The 21,587-nt window shown below is 54.4% G+C and carries 16 protein-coding genes; 9 read left to right on the forward strand and 7 right to left on the reverse strand.

Annotated features, from left to right (window positions below):
* Positions 1–263: 263 nt before the first annotated feature.
* The 7 genes from ilvG to G462_RS0107205 all read left to right on the forward strand — a co-directional run bounded on the left by ilvG (position 264) and on the right by G462_RS0107205 (position 7,885).
* On the forward strand, positions 264–1,916 hold the full coding sequence (gene ilvG / locus G462_RS0107175) for an acetolactate synthase 2 catalytic subunit (RefSeq protein ID WP_026958390.1): 1,653 nt from the start codon (positions 264–266) through the stop codon (positions 1,914–1,916).
* On the forward strand, positions 1,916–2,179 hold the full coding sequence (ilvM, locus tag G462_RS0107180) for an acetolactate synthase 2 small subunit (protein ID WP_026958391.1): 264 nt from the start codon (positions 1,916–1,918) through the stop codon (positions 2,177–2,179). The genes ilvG and ilvM overlap by 1 nt, the downstream gene beginning before the upstream one ends.
* Before the next feature lie 31 nt (positions 2,180–2,210).
* Positions 2,211–4,055, forward strand: a complete 1,845-nt coding sequence (gene ilvD, locus G462_RS0107185) for a dihydroxy-acid dehydratase (RefSeq protein WP_026958392.1) — start codon at positions 2,211–2,213, stop codon at positions 4,053–4,055.
* Positions 4,056–4,204: 149 nt separating this feature from the next.
* Positions 4,205–5,737: a threonine ammonia-lyase, biosynthetic gene (ilvA, locus tag G462_RS0107190; protein ID WP_026958393.1), complete on the forward strand. Its 1,533-nt coding sequence runs from the start codon at positions 4,205–4,207 to the stop codon at positions 5,735–5,737.
* 3 nt (positions 5,738–5,740) lie between these two features.
* Positions 5,741–6,511: an aminoglycoside phosphotransferase family protein gene (locus tag G462_RS0107195; RefSeq protein WP_026958394.1), complete on the forward strand. Its 771-nt coding sequence runs from the start codon at positions 5,741–5,743 to the stop codon at positions 6,509–6,511.
* Positions 6,512–6,685: 174 nt separating this feature from the next.
* On the forward strand, positions 6,686–6,979 hold the full coding sequence (locus tag G462_RS0107200) for a helix-turn-helix domain-containing protein (protein ID WP_026958395.1): 294 nt from the start codon (positions 6,686–6,688) through the stop codon (positions 6,977–6,979).
* Positions 6,980–7,060: 81 nt separating this feature from the next.
* A complete protein-coding gene (locus G462_RS0107205; protein WP_026958396.1) occupies positions 7,061–7,885 on the forward strand; it encodes a DUF5718 family protein in 825 nt (274 codons plus the stop codon).
* Between the two features lie 73 nt (positions 7,886–7,958).
* Here G462_RS0107205 and G462_RS0107210 read toward each other — a convergent pair whose 3' ends face one another.
* From G462_RS0107210 to G462_RS0107220, 3 genes are read right to left on the reverse strand one after another with little or no spacing between them, the layout of a single operon-like run.
* Entirely contained in the window at positions 7,959–11,027 is a 3,069-nt protein-coding gene (locus G462_RS0107210) for an efflux RND transporter permease subunit (RefSeq protein ID WP_026958397.1), read from the reverse strand.
* Positions 11,024–12,091 (reverse strand): efflux RND transporter periplasmic adaptor subunit, encoded by a 1,068-nt coding sequence (locus G462_RS0107215; protein WP_026958398.1) that lies wholly within the window; start codon positions 12,089–12,091, stop codon positions 11,024–11,026. The genes G462_RS0107210 and G462_RS0107215 overlap by 4 nt, the downstream gene beginning before the upstream one ends.
* A complete protein-coding gene (locus tag G462_RS0107220; RefSeq protein WP_026958399.1) occupies positions 12,091–13,173 on the reverse strand; it encodes an efflux RND transporter periplasmic adaptor subunit in 1,083 nt (360 codons plus the stop codon). Before G462_RS0107220 ends, G462_RS0107215 begins: the two co-directional genes overlap by 1 nt.
* A gap of 193 nt (positions 13,174–13,366) precedes the next feature.
* On the opposite strand from G462_RS0107220, the gene G462_RS22010 reads away from it, so the two are divergent.
* Positions 13,367–14,062: a TetR/AcrR family transcriptional regulator gene (locus G462_RS22010; protein WP_051326596.1), complete on the forward strand. Its 696-nt coding sequence runs from the start codon at positions 13,367–13,369 to the stop codon at positions 14,060–14,062.
* A gap of 75 nt (positions 14,063–14,137) precedes the next feature.
* Here G462_RS22010 and G462_RS0107230 read toward each other — a convergent pair whose 3' ends face one another.
* The 3 genes from G462_RS0107230 to G462_RS0107240 all read right to left on the reverse strand — a co-directional run bounded on the left by G462_RS0107230 (position 14,138) and on the right by G462_RS0107240 (position 18,524).
* A complete protein-coding gene (locus tag G462_RS0107230; protein ID WP_035477103.1) occupies positions 14,138–15,166 on the reverse strand; it encodes a LacI family DNA-binding transcriptional regulator in 1,029 nt (342 codons plus the stop codon).
* Positions 15,167–15,498: 332 nt separating this feature from the next.
* Positions 15,499–17,373, reverse strand: coding sequence for a choice-of-anchor I family protein (locus G462_RS0107235; RefSeq protein WP_026958401.1), 1,875 nt, complete (start codon positions 17,371–17,373; stop codon positions 15,499–15,501).
* Positions 17,374–17,486: 113 nt separating this feature from the next.
* A complete protein-coding gene (locus G462_RS0107240; RefSeq protein WP_026958402.1) occupies positions 17,487–18,524 on the reverse strand; it encodes an acyltransferase in 1,038 nt (345 codons plus the stop codon).
* A 450-nt stretch (positions 18,525–18,974) separates the two neighbouring features.
* Between G462_RS0107240 and G462_RS0107245 the strand changes: the two genes are divergently transcribed.
* Positions 18,975–20,591 carry an AbgT family transporter gene (locus G462_RS0107245; protein WP_026958403.1) on the forward strand — a complete coding sequence of 539 codons (1,617 nt, stop codon included), beginning with the start codon at positions 18,975–18,977 and terminating at the stop codon, positions 20,589–20,591.
* Between the two features lie 42 nt (positions 20,592–20,633).
* Here G462_RS0107245 and G462_RS0107250 read toward each other — a convergent pair whose 3' ends face one another.
* Positions 20,634–21,533, reverse strand: a complete 900-nt coding sequence (locus G462_RS0107250) for a LysR family transcriptional regulator (RefSeq protein ID WP_026958404.1) — start codon at positions 21,531–21,533, stop codon at positions 20,634–20,636.
* Positions 21,534–21,587 lie beyond the last annotated feature (54 nt).

A 21,587-nucleotide genomic window follows, 5' to 3' on the forward strand; every position in this document is an offset into this window, starting at 1 on the left:
TTCGCTCCATCAGCAGAACTTTCCGCAACATTCTCCCCCTTGCCTCGAATAAATCACTGTGATACTTGTTATGGCAGATTGATTAAGGGATCTTCGATGTTTACAACTGCAGCCGTCATTCTAGTGCTAGTCCTGGTGGTCATTATTGACTCACGCGGGGGAGCCTTGCTGCAAGCATAAAAGCATCGAGCAAAGATTACCCCCGCACCGCAAGGTCCGGGGGTTTTTCGTTTTTTAGGACAAGAGTTTAGGGATCAAAGAATATGAACGGCGCACAGATCATTGTTGAGGCACTCAGGCAGCAAGGTGTGACTCAGGTGTTTGGCTATCCGGGCGGGGCAATCATGCCCTTGTACGACGCCTTGTACGATGGCGGAGTCGAGCACCTGCTATGCCGTCATGAACAAGGTGCCGCCATGGCCGCAGTGGGCTATGCGCGAGCCAGCAAATCGGCTGCACCGGGCGTATGTATCGCTACCTCCGGCCCCGGCGCCACCAACTTGGTCACCGGCTTGGCCGAAGCCATGCTCGATTCGATCCCGTTAGTTGCCATTACCGGGCAAGTGGCCCAAGACGCCATCGGCACCGACGCCTTTCAAGAAGTCGACGTACTAGGCATGTCCCTCTCAGTCACCAAACACAGCTTCTTGGTCAATGACCCAGCAGAGCTCAAACACACCATCGCCAAGGCCTTTGATATCGCCACCTCTGGTCGCCCCGGCCCGGTGTTGATTGATGTGCCAAAGAATATTCAGCTAGCGGAGATCCTGGAATCTCACCCTTATTTAGCCAGTGCGCCTGACTTTGCTATCCCCAGCCAAGAGCTACTCGATAGTGCCCGTCAGTTGCTACTGGGCGCTCATAAGCCAATGGCCTACATCGGTGGCGGCGTAGGCATGGCCGATGCAGTTAACGAGCTGCGCGAATTCTTAGCGGTGACCGGCATGCCCAGCGTCACCACCCTTAAAGGCATTGGTGCCGTGTCTTCCAACAGTCCCTCCCACCTGGGCATGTTGGGCATGCACGGCACCAAAGCCGCCAACCTCAGTGTTCAAGAGTGTGACCTGTTGATGGTGATTGGCGCCCGCTTCGATGACCGGGTAACCGGCAAGCTGGATGAGTTCGCCCCCCACGCCAAGGTTATCCACCTCGATATCGACGCCAGTGAGTTTGGCAAACGCCGCGCGCCGGATGTTAGCTTGTCCAGCCCGCTGAAAACCACCCTGCCACTGCTGGCCACCGAGCTGGCCATTGGCCCTTGGCGCAAGCATACAGCAGCACTTAAGCAGCAAAATGCTTGGCGCTACGACCACCCAGGGGACGCGATCTACGCACCGCTGCTACTTAAGCAAATGAGCGACAGTCTGAATCAGGACTCGGTAGTCACCTGCGATGTAGGCCAGCACCAGATGTGGGTAGCCCAGCACATGGAATTCGATGCCCCTGAGAATCACCTAAGCAGCGCCGGACTTGGCACCATGGGCTTTGGTCTGCCGGCAGCGGTAGGCGCGCAGTTTGCCCGCCCCGACGATACCGTGGTATGCGTCTCCGGCGACGGCTCCTTTATGATGAATGTGCAGGAGCTCACCTCCATCAAGCGTGCCCAACTACCGCTAAAGATGGTACTGCTGGATAACAACCGCTTGGGCATGGTGCGTCAGTGGCAGTCGCTGTTCTTCGATGGCCGCCACAGCGAAACCATCCTCGACGACAACCCCGATTTCGTGGCTATGGCCGCCGCCTTTAATATTCCCGGCGAAACCATTGTCAAAAAAGAACAAGTAGCGCCTGCACTGGAGCGAATGCTCAGCGCCGATGGCCCCTATTTATTACACGTACTCATTGATGCCGAAGAAAACGTCTGGCCGTTGGTGCCACCTAACGCGGCAAATCACAACATGTTGGAGCAATGCTAATGGAATACAGTCTCTCGCTCACCGCCCGCGGACAGGATGAATTATTTGAACGGGTACTTCGCGTAACACGTCACCGGGGTTTTCGAGTACAATCCATGGAACTCAGCCAACACGGCAGTGGCTATGAGCAACAACAACATATCGCTCTGCGGGTGAGCAGTGAACGGCCGATTCACTTGCTGCGTTCTCAGCTGGAAAAGCTGGTCGACGTGCAACAGGTCGAACTCAACGCCACCCACAGCGCAGCCTCGGCGAAGGCGTAGACGGACAAACACAGCTTAATGGAGAAAGGCAATGCCTAAACTGCGAAGTGCAACCACCACTGAAGGACGCAATATGGCGGGCGCCCGAGCGCTCTGGCGTGCCACAGGCACCAAAGAGGGCGACTTCGGCAAACCGATCATTGCGGTGGTGAACTCATTTACCCAATTCGTGCCCGGCCACGTGCACCTCAAAGATCTCGGCCAGTTGGTCGCCCGCTCGATTGAAGAAGCCGGCGGCGTAGCCAAAGAATTCAACACCATCGCCGTGGATGACGGCATTGCCATGGGCCACGGCGGCATGCTCTACAGCCTGCCTTCGCGTGACTTAATCGCCGACTCGGTAGAGTACATGGTCAACGCCCACTGCGCCGACGCCATGGTGTGTATCTCCAACTGTGACAAGATCACCCCGGGAATGCTGATGGCAGCAATGCGCCTGAACATCCCAGCCATCTTCGTTTCAGGCGGCCCCATGGAAGCGGGTAAAACCAAGCTGAGCGATCAGATCATCAAGCTCGACCTGGTAGACGCCATGGTGATGGGCGCCGACAAGAACGTCAGCGATGAAGACAGCGAAGCAGTAGAGCGCAGCGCCTGCCCAACCTGTGGTTCGTGCTCGGGCATGTTTACCGCCAACTCAATGAACTGTTTGACCGAAGCGCTTGGCCTGAGCCAGCCGGGTAACGGCTCACTACTGGCCACCCACGCCGACCGTGAGAAGCTGTTTAAAACTGCCGGTAGCCGCATCGTTGATCTGTGTAAGCGCTACTACGAGCAGGACGACGAGAGCGTACTGCCGCGCGCCATCGCCAGCTTCGAAGCCTTCGAAAATGCGATGACGCTGGATATCGCCATGGGCGGTTCCACCAATACTGTGCTGCACCTACTGGCTGCGGCTCAAGAAGCTGGAGTCGACTACAACATGGACCACATGGACGAGCTGAGCCGCCGGGTGCCTCAGCTATGTAAAGTGGCCCCGTCGACCAACCTCTATCATATGGAAGATGTGCACCGCGCCGGTGGCATCATGGGTATCCTTGGCGAGCTGGATCGCGCCGGTAAGCTCAACCGCAACGTGACCAACGTACTGGGTGAAACCCTGGCCGACACCCTAGCCAAGTACGACATTATGCAAACCCAGGATGAAGCGGTTAAAGAGTTCTACCGCGCCGGTCCTGCCGGTATTCGTACCACCCAAGCCTTCAGCCAAGACTGCCGTTGGGACACCTTGGATGATGACCGCGCAGGTGGCTGTATCCGCTCCTATGAGAACGCCTTTAGCGAAGAGGGTGGTCTGGCCGTATTGAGCGGCAATCTAGCCGCCGATGGCTGTATAGTGAAAACCGCCGGTGTGGACGATGAGAACCTGGTGTTTAAAGGCCCAGCCCGCATCTTCGAGAGCCAAGACGACGCAGTAGCCGGCATCCTCGATGGCACCGTACAAGCCGGTGAAGTGGTGCTAATCCGCTATGAAGGTCCGAAAGGTGGACCGGGCATGCAAGAGATGCTCTACCCCACCTCTTACCTGAAATCCATGGGACTGGGTAAGAAGTGTGCGCTTATCACCGACGGCCGCTTCTCTGGCGGTACCTCGGGTCTGTCGATTGGTCATATCTCACCGGAAGCGGCCAGCGGCGGCACCGTAGCCTTGGTGGAGAACGGCGACATCATCGATATCGACATCCCGAAACGTCGCATTGAGCTACTGGTCGATGACGCGGTATTGGCCGAGCGCCGTAGCGCCATGGAAGCGCGTGGCGAGAAAGCTTGGCAGCCGGTCAATCGCGTGCGCGAGGTAAGCACTTCGCTGAAAATGTACGCCCACTTCGCCACCAGCGCCGATAAAGGTGCGGTGCGCGACAAAAGCAAACTGTAAACCGCGCCACTCAACAAGGGCAGACTTCGGTCTGCCCTTTGTGTCTAAAGCGTAAAAATGAGTACCGTGCATTACCCGGTTTTGGAGTACAGATGTCCCAAACACAAGATCCCAAACAGCCAGAGCAAGCTGACGCCAAGCTATCACCCATGTGCCCCAGCAGCGCTGATTATCTGCGCCGTATTCTGCTGTCGCCGGTGTATGAGGTTGCCAGAGTAACGCCGCTGCAAGCGATGTCCAAACTCTCGGCCAGACTGGGCAACCAGGTATTGCTCAAGCGTGAAGATCAGCAGATCGTGCACTCCTTTAAGCTGCGTGGCGCCTACAATAAGCTGGCGCAACTTAGCGAGATGCAAAAGCAGCGCGGGGTGATTGCAGCATCGGCCGGTAACCATGCCCAAGGCGTCGCTATCTCCGCTAAGCAGCTGGGCATCAAAGCCGTTATCGTCATGCCCACCACCACCCCAGATATCAAGGTCAGCTCGGTACGCGCCCATGGCGCCGAGGTGATCCTGCATGGCGACAGCTTTGATGAGGCGAGCGGCCACAGTCAGCAACTGAGCGAGCTACACGGCTACACCCGTATCCCGCCCTTTGATGATGTGGATGTGATTGCTGGCCAAGGCACCATCGGCAAAGAGCTGCTGGAACAAGATGCCCACCTAGATGCGGTGTTTGTACCAGTGGGCGGCGGCGGCATCGCCGCTGGCGTGGCGGTCTATATCAAGCAGCTGATGCCCCATGTGAAGGTTATCGGGGTCGAAGCGGAAGATTCAGCCTGTTTAAAAGCGGCGTTGGAGGCGGGCAAGCCCACGCCACTGGAGCGAGTTGGCCTGTTCGCCGATGGCGTTGCGGTGAAACTGATTGGCTCGGAGACCTTCCGTTTGTGTCAGCGCTATCTCGATGGCGTTATCACGGTGAACTCCGATCAGATCTGCGCTGCGCTCAAAGACATCTTTGAAGATACCCGCGCCATTGCCGAGCCTTCCGGCGCGCTGGCATTAGCTGGCCTAAAAGCCTACGTAAGTGAGCATAAACTTACCGATACACGCTTGGCCTGCGTCCTCTCTGGTGCAAATGTTAACTTTCACAACCTGCGCTATGTGTCTGAACGCACCGAGATCGGCGAGCAGAAAGAAGCGGTACTGGCAGTCACCATTCCTGAGCGCCAAGGGGCTTACCTGGAATTTGTACAGCACTTGGGCGGTCGCGCAATCACCGAGTTTAACTACCGCTATGCCGACAACAGCCGCGCCAATATCTTTGTCGGCATCCGCTTTGCCGATCGCGCCCAAGAGCTGCCTCCGCTGTTAGAACGGCTACGCGAGCATGACTATGTGGTGGCCGATCTCAGCGATGACGAACTGGCCAAGCAGCATGTGCGCTATATGGTGGGAGGCCGCCCAGCCAAACCGCTGCAGGAGAAGCTGTTTAGCTTTGAGTTCCCCGAACACCCCGGTGCGCTGCTTAAGTTTCTGCGCACCCTGGGCAATCGCTGGAACATCACTCTATTCCATTACCGCAATCACGGTGCCGCCTACGGCCGAGTGATGGCTGGTTTTGAGGTGGATGACCAGCAGATTGCCGATTTCGACCGCCACCTTAGCCAGCTAGGCTTTGCCTATCGCGATGAGAGCAGCAACCCGGCTTATCAGTTTTTCTTGGCGCACCCGCAAGGCTAGCTATTGGAAATACTCAAACAAGGCAGCGGCCGCGAGATTATCAAGCATGGCGATGCGGTGCGTCGCCCACTGCAGCCATGGTCGCATTCGGTGCATCGCGTGTTGGCCCATCTGCACCAACACGGCTTTCGCCACTGCCCACGTCTGCTTGCCACCGATGAGCAGTTCGAGCAACTGAGCTTTGTTGCAGGAAGTAGCTACGATTACCCGCTGCAAGGGCCAATAGCCAGTGAGTTAGCACTTACATCAGCAGCGCGAATGCTACGTAAGCTGCACGACTGCAGCGCCTTGTTTATCGAGCAAACCGCCACTCAAGAGATGCCATGGATGCTAGCGCCTAGAGCACCTGCGGAGGTGATCTGTCATGGCGACTTTGCGCCCTACAATGTGGCACTACAAGGTGGCCTGGTTGTCGGCGTGTTCGACTTTGATTGCGCCCACCCCGGCCCGTGCTTGTGGGATGTCGCCTACGCGGTGTATTGCTGGGCACCGTTTAAAACCAAAGCCGATGACAAGCTCGGAGGGCTCGAGCAACAAGCGCAGCGAGCGAAACTATTCTGCGATGCCTACGGCTTGGCTAATCACCAGCGCAAGCTGTTAGTCAACGAGATGTTCGAACGCTTGAATGCCTTGGTGGGATTTATGCAAAGCCAGGCGAAACGCGGAGACCAGCAGTTTCAAAGCGATCTCGATGATGGCCATCACCTGGCTTACCTAACAGATATCGAATACCTCCAAAGCCATCGCGATTTTATATATCGCGCACTAACCTGAGCATAGGAAGAGTTTGTGGCTGCAAAACAAATAGTTAATGGTGCTTTAGAGGTTATAAAAATTAGTAACGATGTTAAATTTTTGTGCCCTTACTCATAAAACCGCACTGTAACGCCTCCAAGATTGGCTAAATTTTGGTAGATTTGCAGCACTGTATGCTGCGAATGTGCATGGATGAACGAAGCAAGTAAAACCAAGACCTCCTATTACCGACGCCTGCTGGTCGCTCGCCTGATCGAACAGGGACACAACACCGTGCCTGCAATTATGGCTGCCACTGGGATGCCACGGCGTACCGCTCAGGACACCATCAAGGCGCTAGCGGATCTGGATGTGAAGGTGCGCTTCGTCGGCGCCAACAAAAATGGCTATTACCAAGTGGATGACTGGGGGGCTATTAACGCGGCGTGGATCGATGAAAAACTCCCTGAAATCCAACAAGTTCTCGGCTACGTCAGCCATCATTGAGCTTTCCTGCTCAGTTCTCTTTGTCTAACAAAGCGCTTCTGCTAGGATTAGCGGCTTAATTTTCAACAATCCGAGTGAATTATGCCGTACAAACACGTGATTGGCTTCGGTGTGGCGGGCAACTTTGCAGGCCACCTGGAGCAAGCTGGCGAAGCGAAAGACTTCCTGCAGGTAGAAGTACAAGAAGCGATCCAACCTAAAGCGATCTTCCCGTTCTACGTACCCAGCGAGCAAGCTGGCTTTCTGGCGACCTACCCGCTGTGTGACAGCGCCATCGTGCCGCCAAACGATGCCGATAACCTGCAGATCGAGCCAGAAGTAGCGCTGCTGTGCGACATCGAGTACCAAGGCGAGCAAGTGATTGCCCTGCACCCACGCAAGTTTGCTGCATACAACGACTGCTCGATCCGCAAGCCTAACGCCAAGAAGATCAGCGAGAAGAAAAACTGGGGTAGCCAAACCAAGGGTATCTCCGCGCAACTTCATGAGCTGGACCACCTGCAAGCCGGTGGCACCCTAGATAGCTACCGCATCGCCAGCTTCCACAAGCGTGATGGCAAACTTGCTCGCTACGGTGAAGACAGCCCAGTGGTTGGCTACAGCTACTTCCACCAGCGCCTGCTCGATTGGATTGTTGATCGCATCAACAACCAACAAGACGTTGGCCCAACCGAGAACATCGCGGCGTTGATGGCCAAAGCAGAGCACCCAGAGCAAGCGCTGATCAGCATCGGCGCCACCCGCTACACCGAGTACGGTGAGACCAACTTCCTGCAATCAGGCGATACCAGCATCGTGGTGGTTTACGACGGTGAGCAGTACAGCCAAGAGCAGGTATTGGAAATGGCCGAAGCGGAACGCTTTGCCGACGCCGGTATCTCCGCCTTGGTCCAGCAGGTTCAATAAGCCCGCTGGTAACTAAGTTCCAGATAGCAAAAAGGCGAGCATTGAGCTCGCCTTTTTTCGTTGCTATGACCGCTTAAGCATCAGCGCTAGTCGGCACCTTATGCATCAATGCGTATAGCACCGGCACCACAATCAAGGTCAATACGGTGGCAAAGCCCAGACCGAACATAATGGTTACCGCCATCGAGCCGAAGAAGGGGTCGGCAAACAGCGGGATCATCCCCAAGATGGTGGTAGCCGCCGCCATACTCACCGGCCTCACCCTACTGATAGCACTGTCGTACACCGCCGAATACGGATGCTTGCCCGAGTCCAGCTCCACGTTGATCTGATCCATCAGTACGATACCGTTTTTCAGGATCATCCCGGTCAGACTCAGCAGACCCAGCAGTGCGGTAAAGCTGAAGGCTGAGTCAGTGACCAACAAGCCGACTACCACCCCGATAACCGATAGCGGTACTGTCGCCCAGATCACCAAAGGCTTACGAATGGCGTTAAACAGGAACACCGTAATGATGAACATAAACAGGTAGCCCATCGGCAAGGATGCAAACAGTGCACTCTGCGCGTCATTGGTTGACTCGTACTCACCGCCCCATTCCAACTCATAGCCCGGTGGGAAATCAATGGCTTCGATCTCTGGGCGCACCCTGGCAAACAGCGACGCTGCGGTTTCGTTACCCAAGATGTCATGGTCGGCCATCACGGTCAGAGTACGCTTACGGTCTTGGCGCTGGATAAGTGGCTCGGTCCACACCAAGTCAACCTTGTCCACCACTTGCTCGATGGGCACATAGCGTTGCACCACCGGGCTCCAGATCTTCAGGTTTTGCACGGTCGAGAAGTCGACGCGCTCCTCTTCTGGCAGACGCGCCACAATCGGCAACATCTCGGTACCGTCACGGAACAGGCCGATCGACTGACCACTGAAGGCGAACTGCAAGTTCTGTGATAGCTCGGCTTTAGAGATACCCAATCGGCGAGCCTGAGACTCGTTAAATACCGGCTGTAGCTCCTTGGTGCGGTCACGCCAGTCATGACGAATATTGCGCGCCCCCGGATCGGCAGACAGGATATCCTCAACCTCACTAGCTAAGCGGCGAAGAACTTGTGGATCTGCGCCACTCAAGCGCGCCTCAATCTTAGACGATGGCGATGGGCCAATCTCCAGAAAACGGAACTGGAAGGTTGGATGCGGGAAGTTGCTGGCAAGCTGCCCTTCCAGATCGCGCATCATTTGCAGCATTTCGTCGCGAGAGCTCACCCGAACCTGAAGCTGAGCAAAGGCGGCATAGCTTTTCTCAGGCGCATAGGTCAGCGCAAAACGCTGGATCCCCTGACCGGTACTGGAGCTGACAAACTCAACCCGCTCATCATCCAGGATGAAAGCCTCAACCTCTTGCACTTGCTTATAAGTGGTACGAATATCCGTCCCTTCAGGCATCCACAAGTCAATAAAGAAGATCGGCGTATTGGAAGGCGGGAAGAAGGTGTTCTTGACCATGCCAAATCCGACCAACGAAGCGAACAACATTGCCACCATGGCAATCACCGTCAGCCAACGGAAGCGCAAGCAAAAACGCAGCATGCCGCCAAACACCACGAACAACAGGCCCTTGTAAGGGTCCTCTTCTGGCTCACTGCTATCACTCGCAGCTTGGTCTTTAGGGAGTAATAACTCACACAAGAAGGGGGTTAACGTGATTGCGGTGATCCAGCTTAGGAACAGCGAGAAACACAGCACCCAGAACAGCGAGCCCATAAACTCACCGGTCGCGTCAGCTGACAAACCAATCGGCGCAAACGCCGCAATGGCAATCACCGTTGCCCCCAGTAGTGGCCACTTGGTCTGCTGCACGATATCCACTGCGGCCTGCACCTTGGTACGCCCGCGTTTCATGCCAACGAGAATACCCTCGACCACCACAATGGCATTATCAACCAGCATCCCCAAGGCAATGATTAGGGCACCCAATGAGATCCGTTGTAGCTCAATGTCGTAGATGCTCATTAAGATGAACGCGCCGAGCACGGTCAGTAACAACACCGCACCGATAATCAGCCCGCTGCGCATCCCCATAGTGAACAGTAGCACCACGATCACGATGCCTACCGCTTGAGCAAGGCTCATCACAAAGCCATTTACCGACTTCTCTACCTCTTCACCTTGGTTGTAGAAGGTATTGATCTCAACACCGGCGGGCTTAATGCCATCGAGCTCAGCCAAGCGCTGGGTGACCGCCTTGCCGACATCGACTACGTTCACCCCGGAGGCAAAGGAGATTGCTAGGTTAAGCGCAGGCGCACCATCGAAGTTGATCAGGTTGCTCGGCACTTCCACCAATCCGCGGGTCACCGTGGCGACATCCTTCAGGCGGATCAGGTTGCCGGTGTCGCTGCCGTGGATAATCAGGTTTTCCAGGGTTTCAACCGAGTTCAGCTCACCATTAGGGCGCAGCGCCAGTCGCTCACCATTGATGGTCATGTAGCCGGCTTGTTCGACACTGTTTTGTTGGTTAAGTAGACCAGCCACCACGGAAAAATCGAGATTAAGCGCAGCCAAACGTTGCAGCGAGGTTTCCACATATAGCAGCTCTTGCTGCTCACCGGCCACGCTGACCTTACCGACACCGTCGACCAACTCTAACTCGCGCACCAGTTGGTCGACGTAGCGACGCAGCTCGACCATGCTGTAGTTCTCGCCGGAGACCATCAGCATCACGCCAAACACATCACCGAAATCGTCCATCACCTGCACCGGATTAACACCCGGCGGTAGGCTCGGCTCAAGGTCATTGACCTTGCGGCGCAACTCATCCCAGATCTGTGGCAGCTCATCTGGCCCGTAGGTCATCTGCATGCTCACCATAATCTGGGTCATCCCCGCCGACGAGGTGGAGGTGATCTTATCGATATAGGGCAACTGACGAATCGCCTTCTCCAGTGGATAAGTCAGCTCTTCTTCTACCTCCTGCGTCGTCGCCCCCGGGTAGGTGGCAATAACCATGGCATCTTTAAGGGTAAAGGCTGGGTCTTCCAAACGCCCTAGCTCGAAAAACGACACCGAGCCGCCCACCGCCAAGATCACCAAGAACAGCCAGGAGATGACTTTGTTTCGAATTGAATACTCTGCAATGGTCACTGGGCTTGCTCCTGTTGTTCAACGACGACTGCCATATCGGATCGTAAGCGGCTGAGGCTACTGGTGATGAGTTGGTCGCCCTCAGTGAGGCCTTGGGTAACCAAGGCGCCGTGGCTCACTACTTCACCCACCTCAACTTGTACTTGCTGGGCCTGGCCATTCACCACCTTCCAAGCATAAAACTCACCCGGCGCATTACCCGGCTGCAAGGCCGTTAGCGGCGCTAAGTAGCCCACTTCTGAGCTCAGACCGGCCGCGGCCATGTCCACCAATACCTGGACCTCGGTGCCCGGCAGCACTGGCGGGCTGATTTGCGGCATTGCCAGCCACAGCTCAAAGCTCTGGCTGGCTTGGGCCGGCTCGGCACTGTGCTTGTAGTAACTCACCGGGAAACTTTGCTGGAGGTTGCCAAAGGTTGCTGAAGGCTGGTAGCTAACTTCGGGCGCATCAGGGTCGATCTGTGCCATTACTGAGTTGGGCAGCTGCAGGCGCACATGCACTTGTTGGTGCTGATAAAGGCTTAACACCGTTTCACCGGGCGAGGTGCTCTCGAAGGCCTCTTTAGGCACCTCGGCAATCTCACCACTAAACGGGGCATACAGCTTTGAGTACTCCAGCTGGGCCTGCGCCAACTTGTAGTTCACCTCGGTCAGGCTCTTGTTTGCCTTAAGCTCATCAAACTCCGCCGGTGACAGAAGCTTTTGCTCAACCAGCCCTTGGGCCCGACTCAACTGACGCGATGCCAACTCGAACTGCGCCTTGCTATCGGCCAGTTGCTGACTCAGGGTGCGGTTGTCCAACTCGGCGAGTAACTGGCCTTTTTCAACAATGTCTCCGGCACGCACCAAGATGCGGCTGATCTCGCCTTCTAAGCGAAATGCCAATGGCGTCAGCTCGGCCGCTTCGGTCACCCCGTTAAACTGGCGATACTGCGAACTCTCGACCGCCCCCACTTCCACGGTTGATACCTGCAAGGTAGGCAGGCCTTCAGGAAGCCCGCCACGCTCACAACCGACAATACTCAACACCGCCATCGCGATACTTGCTTGTTGCCATTTACGCATTAGATGCCTCCCTCTCGTACCAGTGGACGAACATGCTGCCCGGGGGTCAGACGATTAGCGCCAACCTGAACAATCTGCTCACCGGCCTTGAGGCCGCCCAGTACTTCGCCACTCTCATCAAGGGTCACAATCACCTCGTTGACCACTTTCGCAATCGGGTCGTATTGGAACACAGCCACCTGCTGCCCATCTCGACGCACTATCGAACCGGTTGGCAGACGCCAGTTACTTTTATACTCCTCACCCCGCACCGACACGCTTGCCGCCATGCCCGGCAAGAAGTTCAAATGCTCAGGTCGTTCAACCGACAAGGTGATGTTGTAGGAGTTGGTGTCAGGATCGGGCTGGGTGGAGATCTCTTCAAATTCAGCAGCCAGCTCGGTACCGGCAAAGTTTGCCACAGTCACCCAATAGGAGGCGTCGCGCAGGCTTTCTACCGGCAAGCGTTTGGTCACACTTACCGGTAGGCTGAAGCTGATGTCGAAGGTATTACGACCCACTACCGTGACCACTGGCTGATTGGCCCCCACAAACTGATGTTGCTTGGCAAAGCTTAGCGACACCACGCCATCGAACGGCGCTGTAATCTTGGTATAGCTCAACTGGGTTTTAGCTTTTTCCAGATTAGCCTCGGCCGCCGTAAAGCTGGTGCGGGCTTGGTCATACATGTCTTCACTCACCAAGCGCCGCTCTGACAACTGCTGGGCTCGGGCAAGCTGAGCTTTGGCCAAGTCATACTCAGCCTGACGCGCTTCCAGCGATAACTGGTAATCGTTGGGGTCCAGGTTGGCTATCTGCTCGCCCTGCGCCACATTTTGGCCCATTCTTACCGGCAATGATTGGATCTCACCGGGCACCTGAAAGGCCAGTTGGGCGCGGTCATTGGCCTCAACCTGCGCCACAAAATGGAAGCTGTCACTGGTTAAGGTGTCGGGCACTTTCATCAGCTTCACTGGTGTCACAGCGGTAACCGACGTTTCTGTCTCTGAATAGGCATTTTTGCCAAACAGCATGCAGGCAGAAACGAGCGATACCAAGCCGACACCAGTCAGGCTCATCATTCGTTTGGATAGATGTAACATGGGGTAATACCGCTCCGTCGTGGGGCTGAGTTGGTCAGCCGGATAATTCAGGCGTATACTATACAGACGTGCAGTATATTTGATGACCGTTGCACCATCAAGCTATACTTTCCAATTGTATAGTATGTTTTATTGATATCATCAAACTATAGTTTGTCGCCATCTGTTGGCAGCACAATGTAAGGGGAAGAAGGTGAAAAAGGTCGGTCGACAGAGCGCCGCCAGCGCAGAACAAACCCGGCTAACCATTCTGCGGGAGGCCCTAAACCTGTTCAGTGAGCAGGGCTACAGCGCGGTCTCATTGCGGGCCATTGGGGAGCGAGCGGGGGTTTCCCATAGCCTGTTGCGCCACCACTTTGGTAGCAAGCTCAACATCTGGAAGCAGGTAAGCGATCATATGCATGAGCACTTTCGCGACTACATCTACCAGATCCTCGATGAGATCGATGCGCAGCTTCCTGCGCCTGAGCGCTTGTATCAGTTGCTGATTAGGATGATGGCAGGGCTGTTGTCAGACCCTCGCCCACTGCAGTTGCTTAAGGATGCAGTTAGTCAACAAGGAGAGATGCTAGATCACCTGTTTAATGATGACCGGCGGATCCACGAGCAGATGGAGTCATTGTTTATCGACACCCAGAAACAGGGCTTGTTGGCCGAGTTTCAGCTTAAAGAGCTTAAGTGGATGATGCTTAGCTGGGCCCACGCCGCGATAAGCTTAACCCCACTGTTAGAAGACAGCGTTGGGAAGACGGGTAATCAAGCTCAGCTACGCCACTGGCAGATATTTGCCTCGGTGCTTGCTCTGAAATTTGGTTTGAATGAGCAAAACATTCCCAAGATTAATGATCTGGAAGAGCTCGCCGTTGATTGCCCTTGTCCTTACGACTAGGCGCGACATGGCAGGTAGTAAGATGTGGTAGGCAGTAAAAAGGGGCGGATCACGCCCCTTGTTTTTGGGTATGGCTTAGCCCGGTTGTATCACCCGGGTAGATTCACGCACGATCAGCTCGATCGGTGGGATCCGATAGTCAAACTCACCACCACTCAGCATCGATAGCATGGCTTGCGCCACTGCCGCACCGGTTTGCAGTAGCGGCTGGCGAATCGTGGTCAGCGGTGGTACAAAGTAACGCGACACATCCAAGTCGTCGAAGCCAATCACCGAGATGTTCTCGGGCACCTTAAGCTTGCGTCTGTGTAGAGCTTGAACCACGCCGTAGGCACTCTGATCATTGGCGGCGAACACTGCAGAGAAGCGTAGCTTCTTATCTAAGAACTGCAGCATCGCTTTTTCTGATGCCGCCGAATTGAACTCGCCATAGATAACAAACTCATCCCGATAGGGAATACCGGCATCGCGCAGGGCTTTCTTGTAACCTTCCAAGCGTTGCTGCGCGTCATGATGGGCCACCATGCCCATCATATGGACAATCTGACGATGGCCTTGCTGGATCAGGTGGTTGGTCGCCATATAGGCGCCGACGCTGTTCTCCAGCTTGATGGCGTGCAGCTGCTCACCTTGCACCAACTGGCCCAGGCTCACCACCGGAATCGGTCCAGAGAACTCACGGAATTGGTTGGGATTAAGGCTGCCATTGACCACGATGATCCCATCAACGCCATGCTTGCTGAGGATCCCCATGGAGTGGTATTCGGTTTTGTTGTCCCAGTGACCTGAGATAATCAGTGCCGAATAGCCCTTAGCGTTTAGCTCACGCTCAATGCCCAACACCACCTCATTGGAATAGGGGCTGTCAGCATCTTGCACGAGTAAGCCGACCGTCATGCTGCGGCCACCTCTGCCATCACTGTTGCTGTATTGCGGCTTGTAGGACAGCTCGGCAATCGCCTTTTCAATACGGACCCGTTTCGCCTCAGAGATAAAGGTGGTGCGGTTCAAAAACCGTGAAACGGTACTGGCCGATACCTCGGCCAACTTGGCTACATCGTAAATAGTAGGACGTAGCTTTTTCTTATCAGTCACAGTCGTCATAGGTTTGATAGCGTTCTATTAGAATTATACTGTGCGGGCTTATTATCAGCTCGTTGCCGCTCATTAAATGAGCTATTGCTTCGGTTTGCATCACTGTTTGGTGAAACCCGATCCGGGCAAGGTAAGCTGTAGGCCAACACACGTGAAAACAGTTTCAAATGTACCGCAGCCTTATGTAGAGCGGGATGAGAAAATGTCTGACCTCAGACAATAGTCAGGTTTTTAGTAAGTTCATGAAACTGTTTCATGAAGATTCTGCCAATCGTTGCAAAAAAGTGGGATGTAGATCTCATTGAGTCTTGGGTAGCTAACGCTACCCAAGAAACAGTGGCTTATTGAAGGTTCAAGCGGTATACCGAAGTGGTGCCAGAGACTTCATTGCCAACCGCAATAAAGTGCTGACCAAGGCGGCTAAAGTAGGCGATCGACTCAGGGCCAAGGTCGCCCGCAGCAGGGTTGTACTGGTCGTTATCACACTCTCCATCTTCATCCACTTCGCTGCACACCGGCTCTGCAAAGTTACGGTTGTTGTGGAAGTCCAGGTAGCGGGGAATGCTTGGGTCACTCAGGTCGTACACCGCAACACCACCTTGACGCTCCAAGCCAATAAAGGCGATGGGCTTATCGGCAATCAAGGCGATAGTCACCGCTTCTGGCTCAATCCCTTTGTCGTCGCTGCGATCATCGCTCACTTGGCTGTCGTTGCTGGCATTCCAGTGTTGGTCGCTGTTAGCCATGGTCGATAGCTGGTCACCGCTGTCGAATACCTGCTCGCCGTCAAGGCGGAAGATACTGAACGAGCGCGCGCCAAAGGTGATCACATCCTGATCGGCGGCAATGACCTTGTCATCAGCAACTACCTTAATGCGACCAATGGCTTTCTTGTTGCCAATGGTGCCCTTCTTGCCGTAGCGGCTCTCATCCATCAACGGATGGGTAGGGTCGACCTTAAGCTTGTAGGCGCGGGTCTCATCGGTGTACGAGATGCAATCGTCGAGCGCTTCGCGGTAGGCCTGAGCGTCTTCGTCTTCACCGCCGCTCTGGTATTCATCGCCATCCCATTTGAAGCCGGCTTGCTCGCAGTGCATTTGGGTGGTCTCAAACACATACTCACGGCCATCACCCTCGTTCGCGGTCACCACATAACGCTCACCGTCAACACTGAAACTGGCGATAGCATCGGGCATGTAGTAGCCGACGAGCTGCGGGTAGCTCTCGCGATGGAACTTGTCATCTTTGTTGGTCGCGTCGAGCTGATAGCCTTGACCGCCGTCAGCCACTGGCGCCCAGCTTTTGGTACCCAGACCGAAGATACCGTCTACCGAGGCGCTGGCAATATCCACCACCGCAATGGCATTGTTTTCCTGCAAGCTGATCACGGCTTTCTTGCCATCGTCTGTCAGGGCGACGTACTCAGGCTCAAGGTCTTGAGCAACGCTTGCCCCATGGGGGCGCGGCGTACGCGCGCCATTTAGCTCGCCGGCACGTTCACCGTCATCGTTAAAAGCATGGAAGTTAATCTGGGTGACGCTGGCACTGTCTGAGGTGATACCGCTGGCCAGATCAATCAAGGTCACGCTGCCTTCTGGGTCAATCAGATAGTCATCACTTGGCTCTCCTTCGTTGGCCACCACCAGATAACGGCTATCCTCGCTCATGGTTACCATGTCGGGCAGCGCTCCTGCCGGGAAGGTTGCCAACAAGCTCAGGTCATCCGAGCGATACAGGGCGATAATCCCGTCCAGTTGCTTCACCTTGTTTTCAATGGCCACCGCCACCAAACCGTTTTTCGCCACCACGCTATTGGCGGCACCGATCTTCACGCCGGCCATCTCAGCGGCTTGTTCCAAGTCCAGACGCGCACTGAAAGCAGGGGCTCCTTGCGCGTCGAAGCTGAGTACATCGACACTCTTGTCTTCGGCGTTCACCACGTACAGCTGATCGCTGCAGCCATCGTAGCTGACGATTTCCGCGGAAGAGGTGTCAAAGTCATTGCTCGATATGTGGCGTCCCACCAACTCAAGCTTGAGCGAACTAAACTCAGTGGTGGCCGCGCGCTCGACGCTGGCACATTGGATCCCCAGCTGAGCAAGCTGGGCTTCGATCCCGGTGGACACAACCGTTTCGTTGGCGGTATGGGTTGCGCAAGCAACTACAGAGAGATTAAAGGCGCCAAGCAGGGCCAGGCGGGCAGAGCGAGCCATCATGATTCACATCCTTGTGTGTTTAGCGTTGAGTTGACTCGCCTAGACTAGGTAGTGCTATTTACATTTTTATGACAAGCAGAGCTATCGCTTTAATTTTATTAAATTTAAATAACCTACGCGGTTTGGCGAGTAACCAATAGTTGCAGAGGCGTCAGCTTGATTCCACGCACCCACAACCACGAAATTACGCAGGTCAACGGCGTGATCAGCACATCTCGCAGCAGCGGAGAAAGCTCGAGCATGCCGGCCAGATTAAATAGATAGATAAGCACCAGCATATGGCACAGATAGATACCCAGCACATCTTCACTGCTCAGTTTAAATGGCAGGCGTTTATCGGTATCTGGCAGAGCATTCAGCAGCATAAAAAGCCCCATGCCCCACAGCGGCGTACCGAACAAAAAGTCATGACTGATAAAGTCCACGTCGAAGTGACTGAGCGCCAGCCCCTCAAAGATGTGGATGTTCATACCAATCAACATCATCGCCATTGCCGTATAGGGTGACAGTTGCCAGCGACGGCGACGCGCTTCAAAGCCGAGCGCGAACATCAACCAAGAGAAAAACGGACCATTGCGGGTGGTGATACCCAGATCGATGCCGCTGAGTGATTGATAACTGCCCGCCAGTAAGCCGAGTAGATACAGCGCCAAGGACATAGGCAATAGCCAACGCAGCCATCCTCGGTTAACCAGCAACGCGGTTAAGCCAAGCGCACACAGTAGCCCTGGTATGTACCATAGATGCACCATACCGCCCTCCAGTAAACTGTCTAGCGGCGCGCTGGCCAAGTGTCGCCAGTAGTTGCTTCGTTCGACCAAGTAGCCCTCGCTGCCAAGCGTTTTCAGGTTAAACGGCAGTAACAGATAAAGCAGCGTCCACAGCCCCCACATCCTGAGCAAGGGTCGGCTATAACTGCGCAAGGTGATTGCGGTACTTTGTACTAACCTTGGTTGAATCAAGTAACCAGCGATCACAAAAAACAGCGGTACCGCAAAGCGCGCCAGCTGATTCATCAGCATGCCGATCCACGGCTGCTGGTTAATCAACAAGCTGCTCATAAAGGGCTTGGTGTGAATGACGACTACGGCCAGCAACGCGATTGCGCGCGCCCAGTCGAGGCGATGATTATGATGTGGGCTTTGGGGCATAGAAACTCAGTTGTTAAGCTTTTCAGTAGCAGGCCAGGGCGCAGTTTAAGCTGTAGAAATAAAAAAATGTTATCAGATAACATGAAAAATATTAATGTGAAAAACTCTTGCCTTACGCGGACAAATACGAGTAAGAGAGCGCAGCAATCCCACGTATTATGCACGATCAGCCCAATAAACATCGACTGTTAGTTTGCGCAGCAACTCACGAATTCGGCGTATTAAAAACGACAGATAGATTACATTTGTTTATTTGCCAGCCAGCCCGCGCTGATACTAAAGCAGGGTTTGTGGCAAAATGACGCCAGATTTATTCACTGCCTTTGCGCAGTTTAGTGAAACTTTTGGACTGTCTACTCTCAAGGAAGCAGAGAAAAGACAAATATAAAGCTAGGGATGGCGGTTAAATACCAAATAAATGCAACAACTTAGGGATAACCAGAGGTACCTATGACTTCAACCACCGCCAGCGACGCTGCCCAACCTAAGGGTGGGATCGCACGCTTCCTAGACACGATTGAACGTGTTGGTAACAAATTGCCAGATCCAGCCATACTGTTTTTGGGACTGCTATTTGTTGTCGGCATCTTCTCCATGATCATGGCTCAGTTCAGCTTTGCTGAGATTGACCCACGCAGTGGCGAAACCATCGTTATCAACAACCTGTTGAGCGCAGATTGGTTGGTCAAGCTGATGACCGACATGGTGAGAATCTTCACCGGCTTCGCACCGCTAGGTGTGGTACTGGTAGCGGTACTGGGTGTAGGTGTTGCTGAGCGTTCAGGCTTTATTAATGCCGCGCTAAAAGCGATGCTGAAGTTCACTCCGAAGAAAATGATTACCCCAGCAGTGGTACTGATTGGTGTTATCTCGAGTGTTGCGACTGACGCCGGTTACGTTGTGGTGATTCCACTAGCTGGCGTTATCTTCCACGCGGTAGGTCGTCACCCAATCGCTGGTATCACCGCGGCGTTCGCTGGTGTATCGGGCGGTTTCTGTGCCAACTTCATTCCTTCAGGTCTGGACCCGCTGCTACAGAGCTTCACCGAGAGCTCAGCTCAGCTATACAACGCAGACATGAAGATCAACCCGCTGAACAACTGGTTCTTCGCATCGGCTTCTTGTCTGCCTATCGTTGCCACCATTTGGTACATCACCGATAAAATCGTTGAGCCACGTCTGCGCAAGAACAGCCCGCTGGCCGATGACCTAGAGATCGACAACGATCTGCAAACCACCTCAAGCCGCGAAAGCTTCGCTTTCCGTGTTGCTGGCTGCATCATGCTTGCCCTGATTGGTGCCTTGGTTGCTATCGCCCTACCTCAAGAGTCGGTACTGCGCGCTCCAGCCGAGCTGGTTGAAGTGGTACTGCCAAGCGGCGAGATCGTGTTCGAAGAAGTTCGTTCACTGACTAGCTTCGCTGCGCCGATGATGCAGATCATCGTACCGCTTATCTTCATCTTCTTCGTGATTCCGGGTGTTGTGTTTGGCTACCTGAACGGTAGCTTCAAGAACTCCAACGACGTAGTAGCTGCGATGTCTAAGACCATGGAAACCATGGGCCACTACATCGTTATGGCGTTCTTCTGCTCGCTGTTTGTATGGGCCTTCGGCCAGTCAAACATCGGCGTATTGATGGCGATGAAAGGCGCTAACTTCCTGGAAGCGGTTGGCATGCCAGCACCAGCCACCATCGTAGGCATGATTATTCTGGTTGTTCTGGTAAACCTGTTCGTAGGTTCAGCCTCTGCCAAATGGGCGCTGATTTCGCCAGTACTGGTACCGATGCTGATGCAGATGAACATCTCTCCAGACTTGGTACAAGCGGCTTACCGTGTAGGTGATTCAAGCTCGAACATCATCACCCCGCTGATGCCTTACTTCCCACTAGTAGTGGTGTACTGTCAGAAGTACGCGAAAAACGCCGGTATCGGTACCCTGGTTGCGACCATGCTGCCTTACTCGATTGCGCTAGCCATCTTCTGGACCCTGTTCCTACTGGGCTACTGGGCACTGGGCTTCCCTCTGGGTCTGGGCGCCAGCTACGTATACCCACCAGTGCTGTAAACCTCAGCACTGTCAGCAAAAAGGCCACATCCGTGGCCTTTTTTAGTTGTCGCGATTAAATAGCTTAGCGGCATGTTGATAAAACCAATCTATCGCCGGCCCTTTTCCACGATCACGCCTTTTTACCAAAGCAACTTCCGTCAGCATACTCGTCCCCAAGCTGTCGGCTGGCATACGCTGCATCTCTGCCTGATACCACTCCGACTCTGCCAGATGCTCCGGTACGATAGCCCAACCTAAACCAGCTACCACCAACTCGATGATCGAGTAATAACTGTCGATAAACCAATGGTCGCTGGAGACGATCTGCTCCCCTGATTTACCCTGCTGATCGCAGATTACCAACTGCCGATAGCTCTGCAAGTGCTCCAAGCCGAGTTTGTCGATCTGAGCAAGCTGATGGGATTTCGCCACAATCAAACACTGACGAAACTGTGATAGCAAGCTGTATTGCAGGCTGTCCTGTTCGTCTTTCGCATACCATCTTTTCGGGTAAAACGTCAGGCCCAGATCGGCTTCCCGCCGGCTTACCCATTGGGTAATGTCCGACTGACTACCATTGATCAGCGTAAGTTTGAGGCGTGGAAACTGACTAGCAAAGTCTTGAAAAAACTCCCGCTGCAAAGTGATCATCATTGACTCATCAACGGCCAGTTGCAGGCTAATCTCACTGCCTTGAGAATACTCTCCTGCTCTGGCTTGCAATCGCTGACTTTGATTGAGCAACAGCCGCGCATCTTCCAGCAACTCGGCGCCCGCATGGGTTAGCACCGGCAGGCGCCGGGAGCGATCAAACAACTCCACTCCAAGGTCGAGTTCCAAGTTAGCCACCGCCGTACTAACCCGCGACTGCGCCTTGCCAAGGTGGCGAGCAGCGGCAGAAAACGAGCCCTTATCGGCGGCAGCGACAAACGCTCTAAGCTGTTCAAGATCCCAGTTCATCCACCCCCCAAACTATCTGCTTTGCGGATACTTAATAACTTTATTCCATCTGAA

It is taken from the genome of Aliagarivorans taiwanensis DSM 22990 (genome assembly GCF_000429505.1).
In the GTDB taxonomy this organism is placed as follows: Bacteria; Pseudomonadota; Gammaproteobacteria; order Enterobacterales; family Celerinatantimonadaceae; genus Aliagarivorans; species Aliagarivorans taiwanensis.

Coding starts and splice junctions, on each gene's coding strand:
- ilvG (WP_026958390.1), top strand. CDS start 264: ATGAACGGCGCACAGATCATTGTTGAGGCACTCAGGCAGCAAGGTGTG.
- ilvM (WP_026958391.1), top strand. CDS start 1,916: ATGGAATACAGTCTCTCGCTCACCGCCCGCGGACAGGATGAATTATTT.
- ilvD (WP_026958392.1), top strand. CDS start 2,211: ATGCCTAAACTGCGAAGTGCAACCACCACTGAAGGACGCAATATGGCG.
- ilvA (WP_026958393.1), top strand. CDS start 4,205: ATGTGCCCCAGCAGCGCTGATTATCTGCGCCGTATTCTGCTGTCGCCG.
- G462_RS0107200 (WP_026958395.1), top strand. CDS start 6,686: ATGAACGAAGCAAGTAAAACCAAGACCTCCTATTACCGACGCCTGCTG.
- G462_RS0107205 (WP_026958396.1), top strand. CDS start 7,061: ATGCCGTACAAACACGTGATTGGCTTCGGTGTGGCGGGCAACTTTGCA.
- G462_RS0107215 (WP_026958398.1), bottom strand. CDS start 12,091: ATGCGTAAATGGCAACAAGCAAGTATCGCGATGGCGGTGTTGAGTATT.
- G462_RS0107220 (WP_026958399.1), bottom strand. CDS start 13,173: ATGTTACATCTATCCAAACGAATGATGAGCCTGACTGGTGTCGGCTTG.
- G462_RS0107230 (WP_035477103.1), bottom strand. CDS start 15,166: ATGACGACTGTGACTGATAAGAAAAAGCTACGTCCTACTATTTACGAT.
- G462_RS0107235 (WP_026958401.1), bottom strand. CDS start 17,373: ATGATGGCTCGCTCTGCCCGCCTGGCCCTGCTTGGCGCCTTTAATCTC.
- G462_RS0107240 (WP_026958402.1), bottom strand. CDS start 18,524: ATGCCCCAAAGCCCACATCATAATCATCGCCTCGACTGGGCGCGCGCA.
- G462_RS0107245 (WP_026958403.1), top strand. CDS start 18,975: ATGACTTCAACCACCGCCAGCGACGCTGCCCAACCTAAGGGTGGGATC.
- G462_RS0107250 (WP_026958404.1), bottom strand. CDS start 21,533: ATGAACTGGGATCTTGAACAGCTTAGAGCGTTTGTCGCTGCCGCCGAT.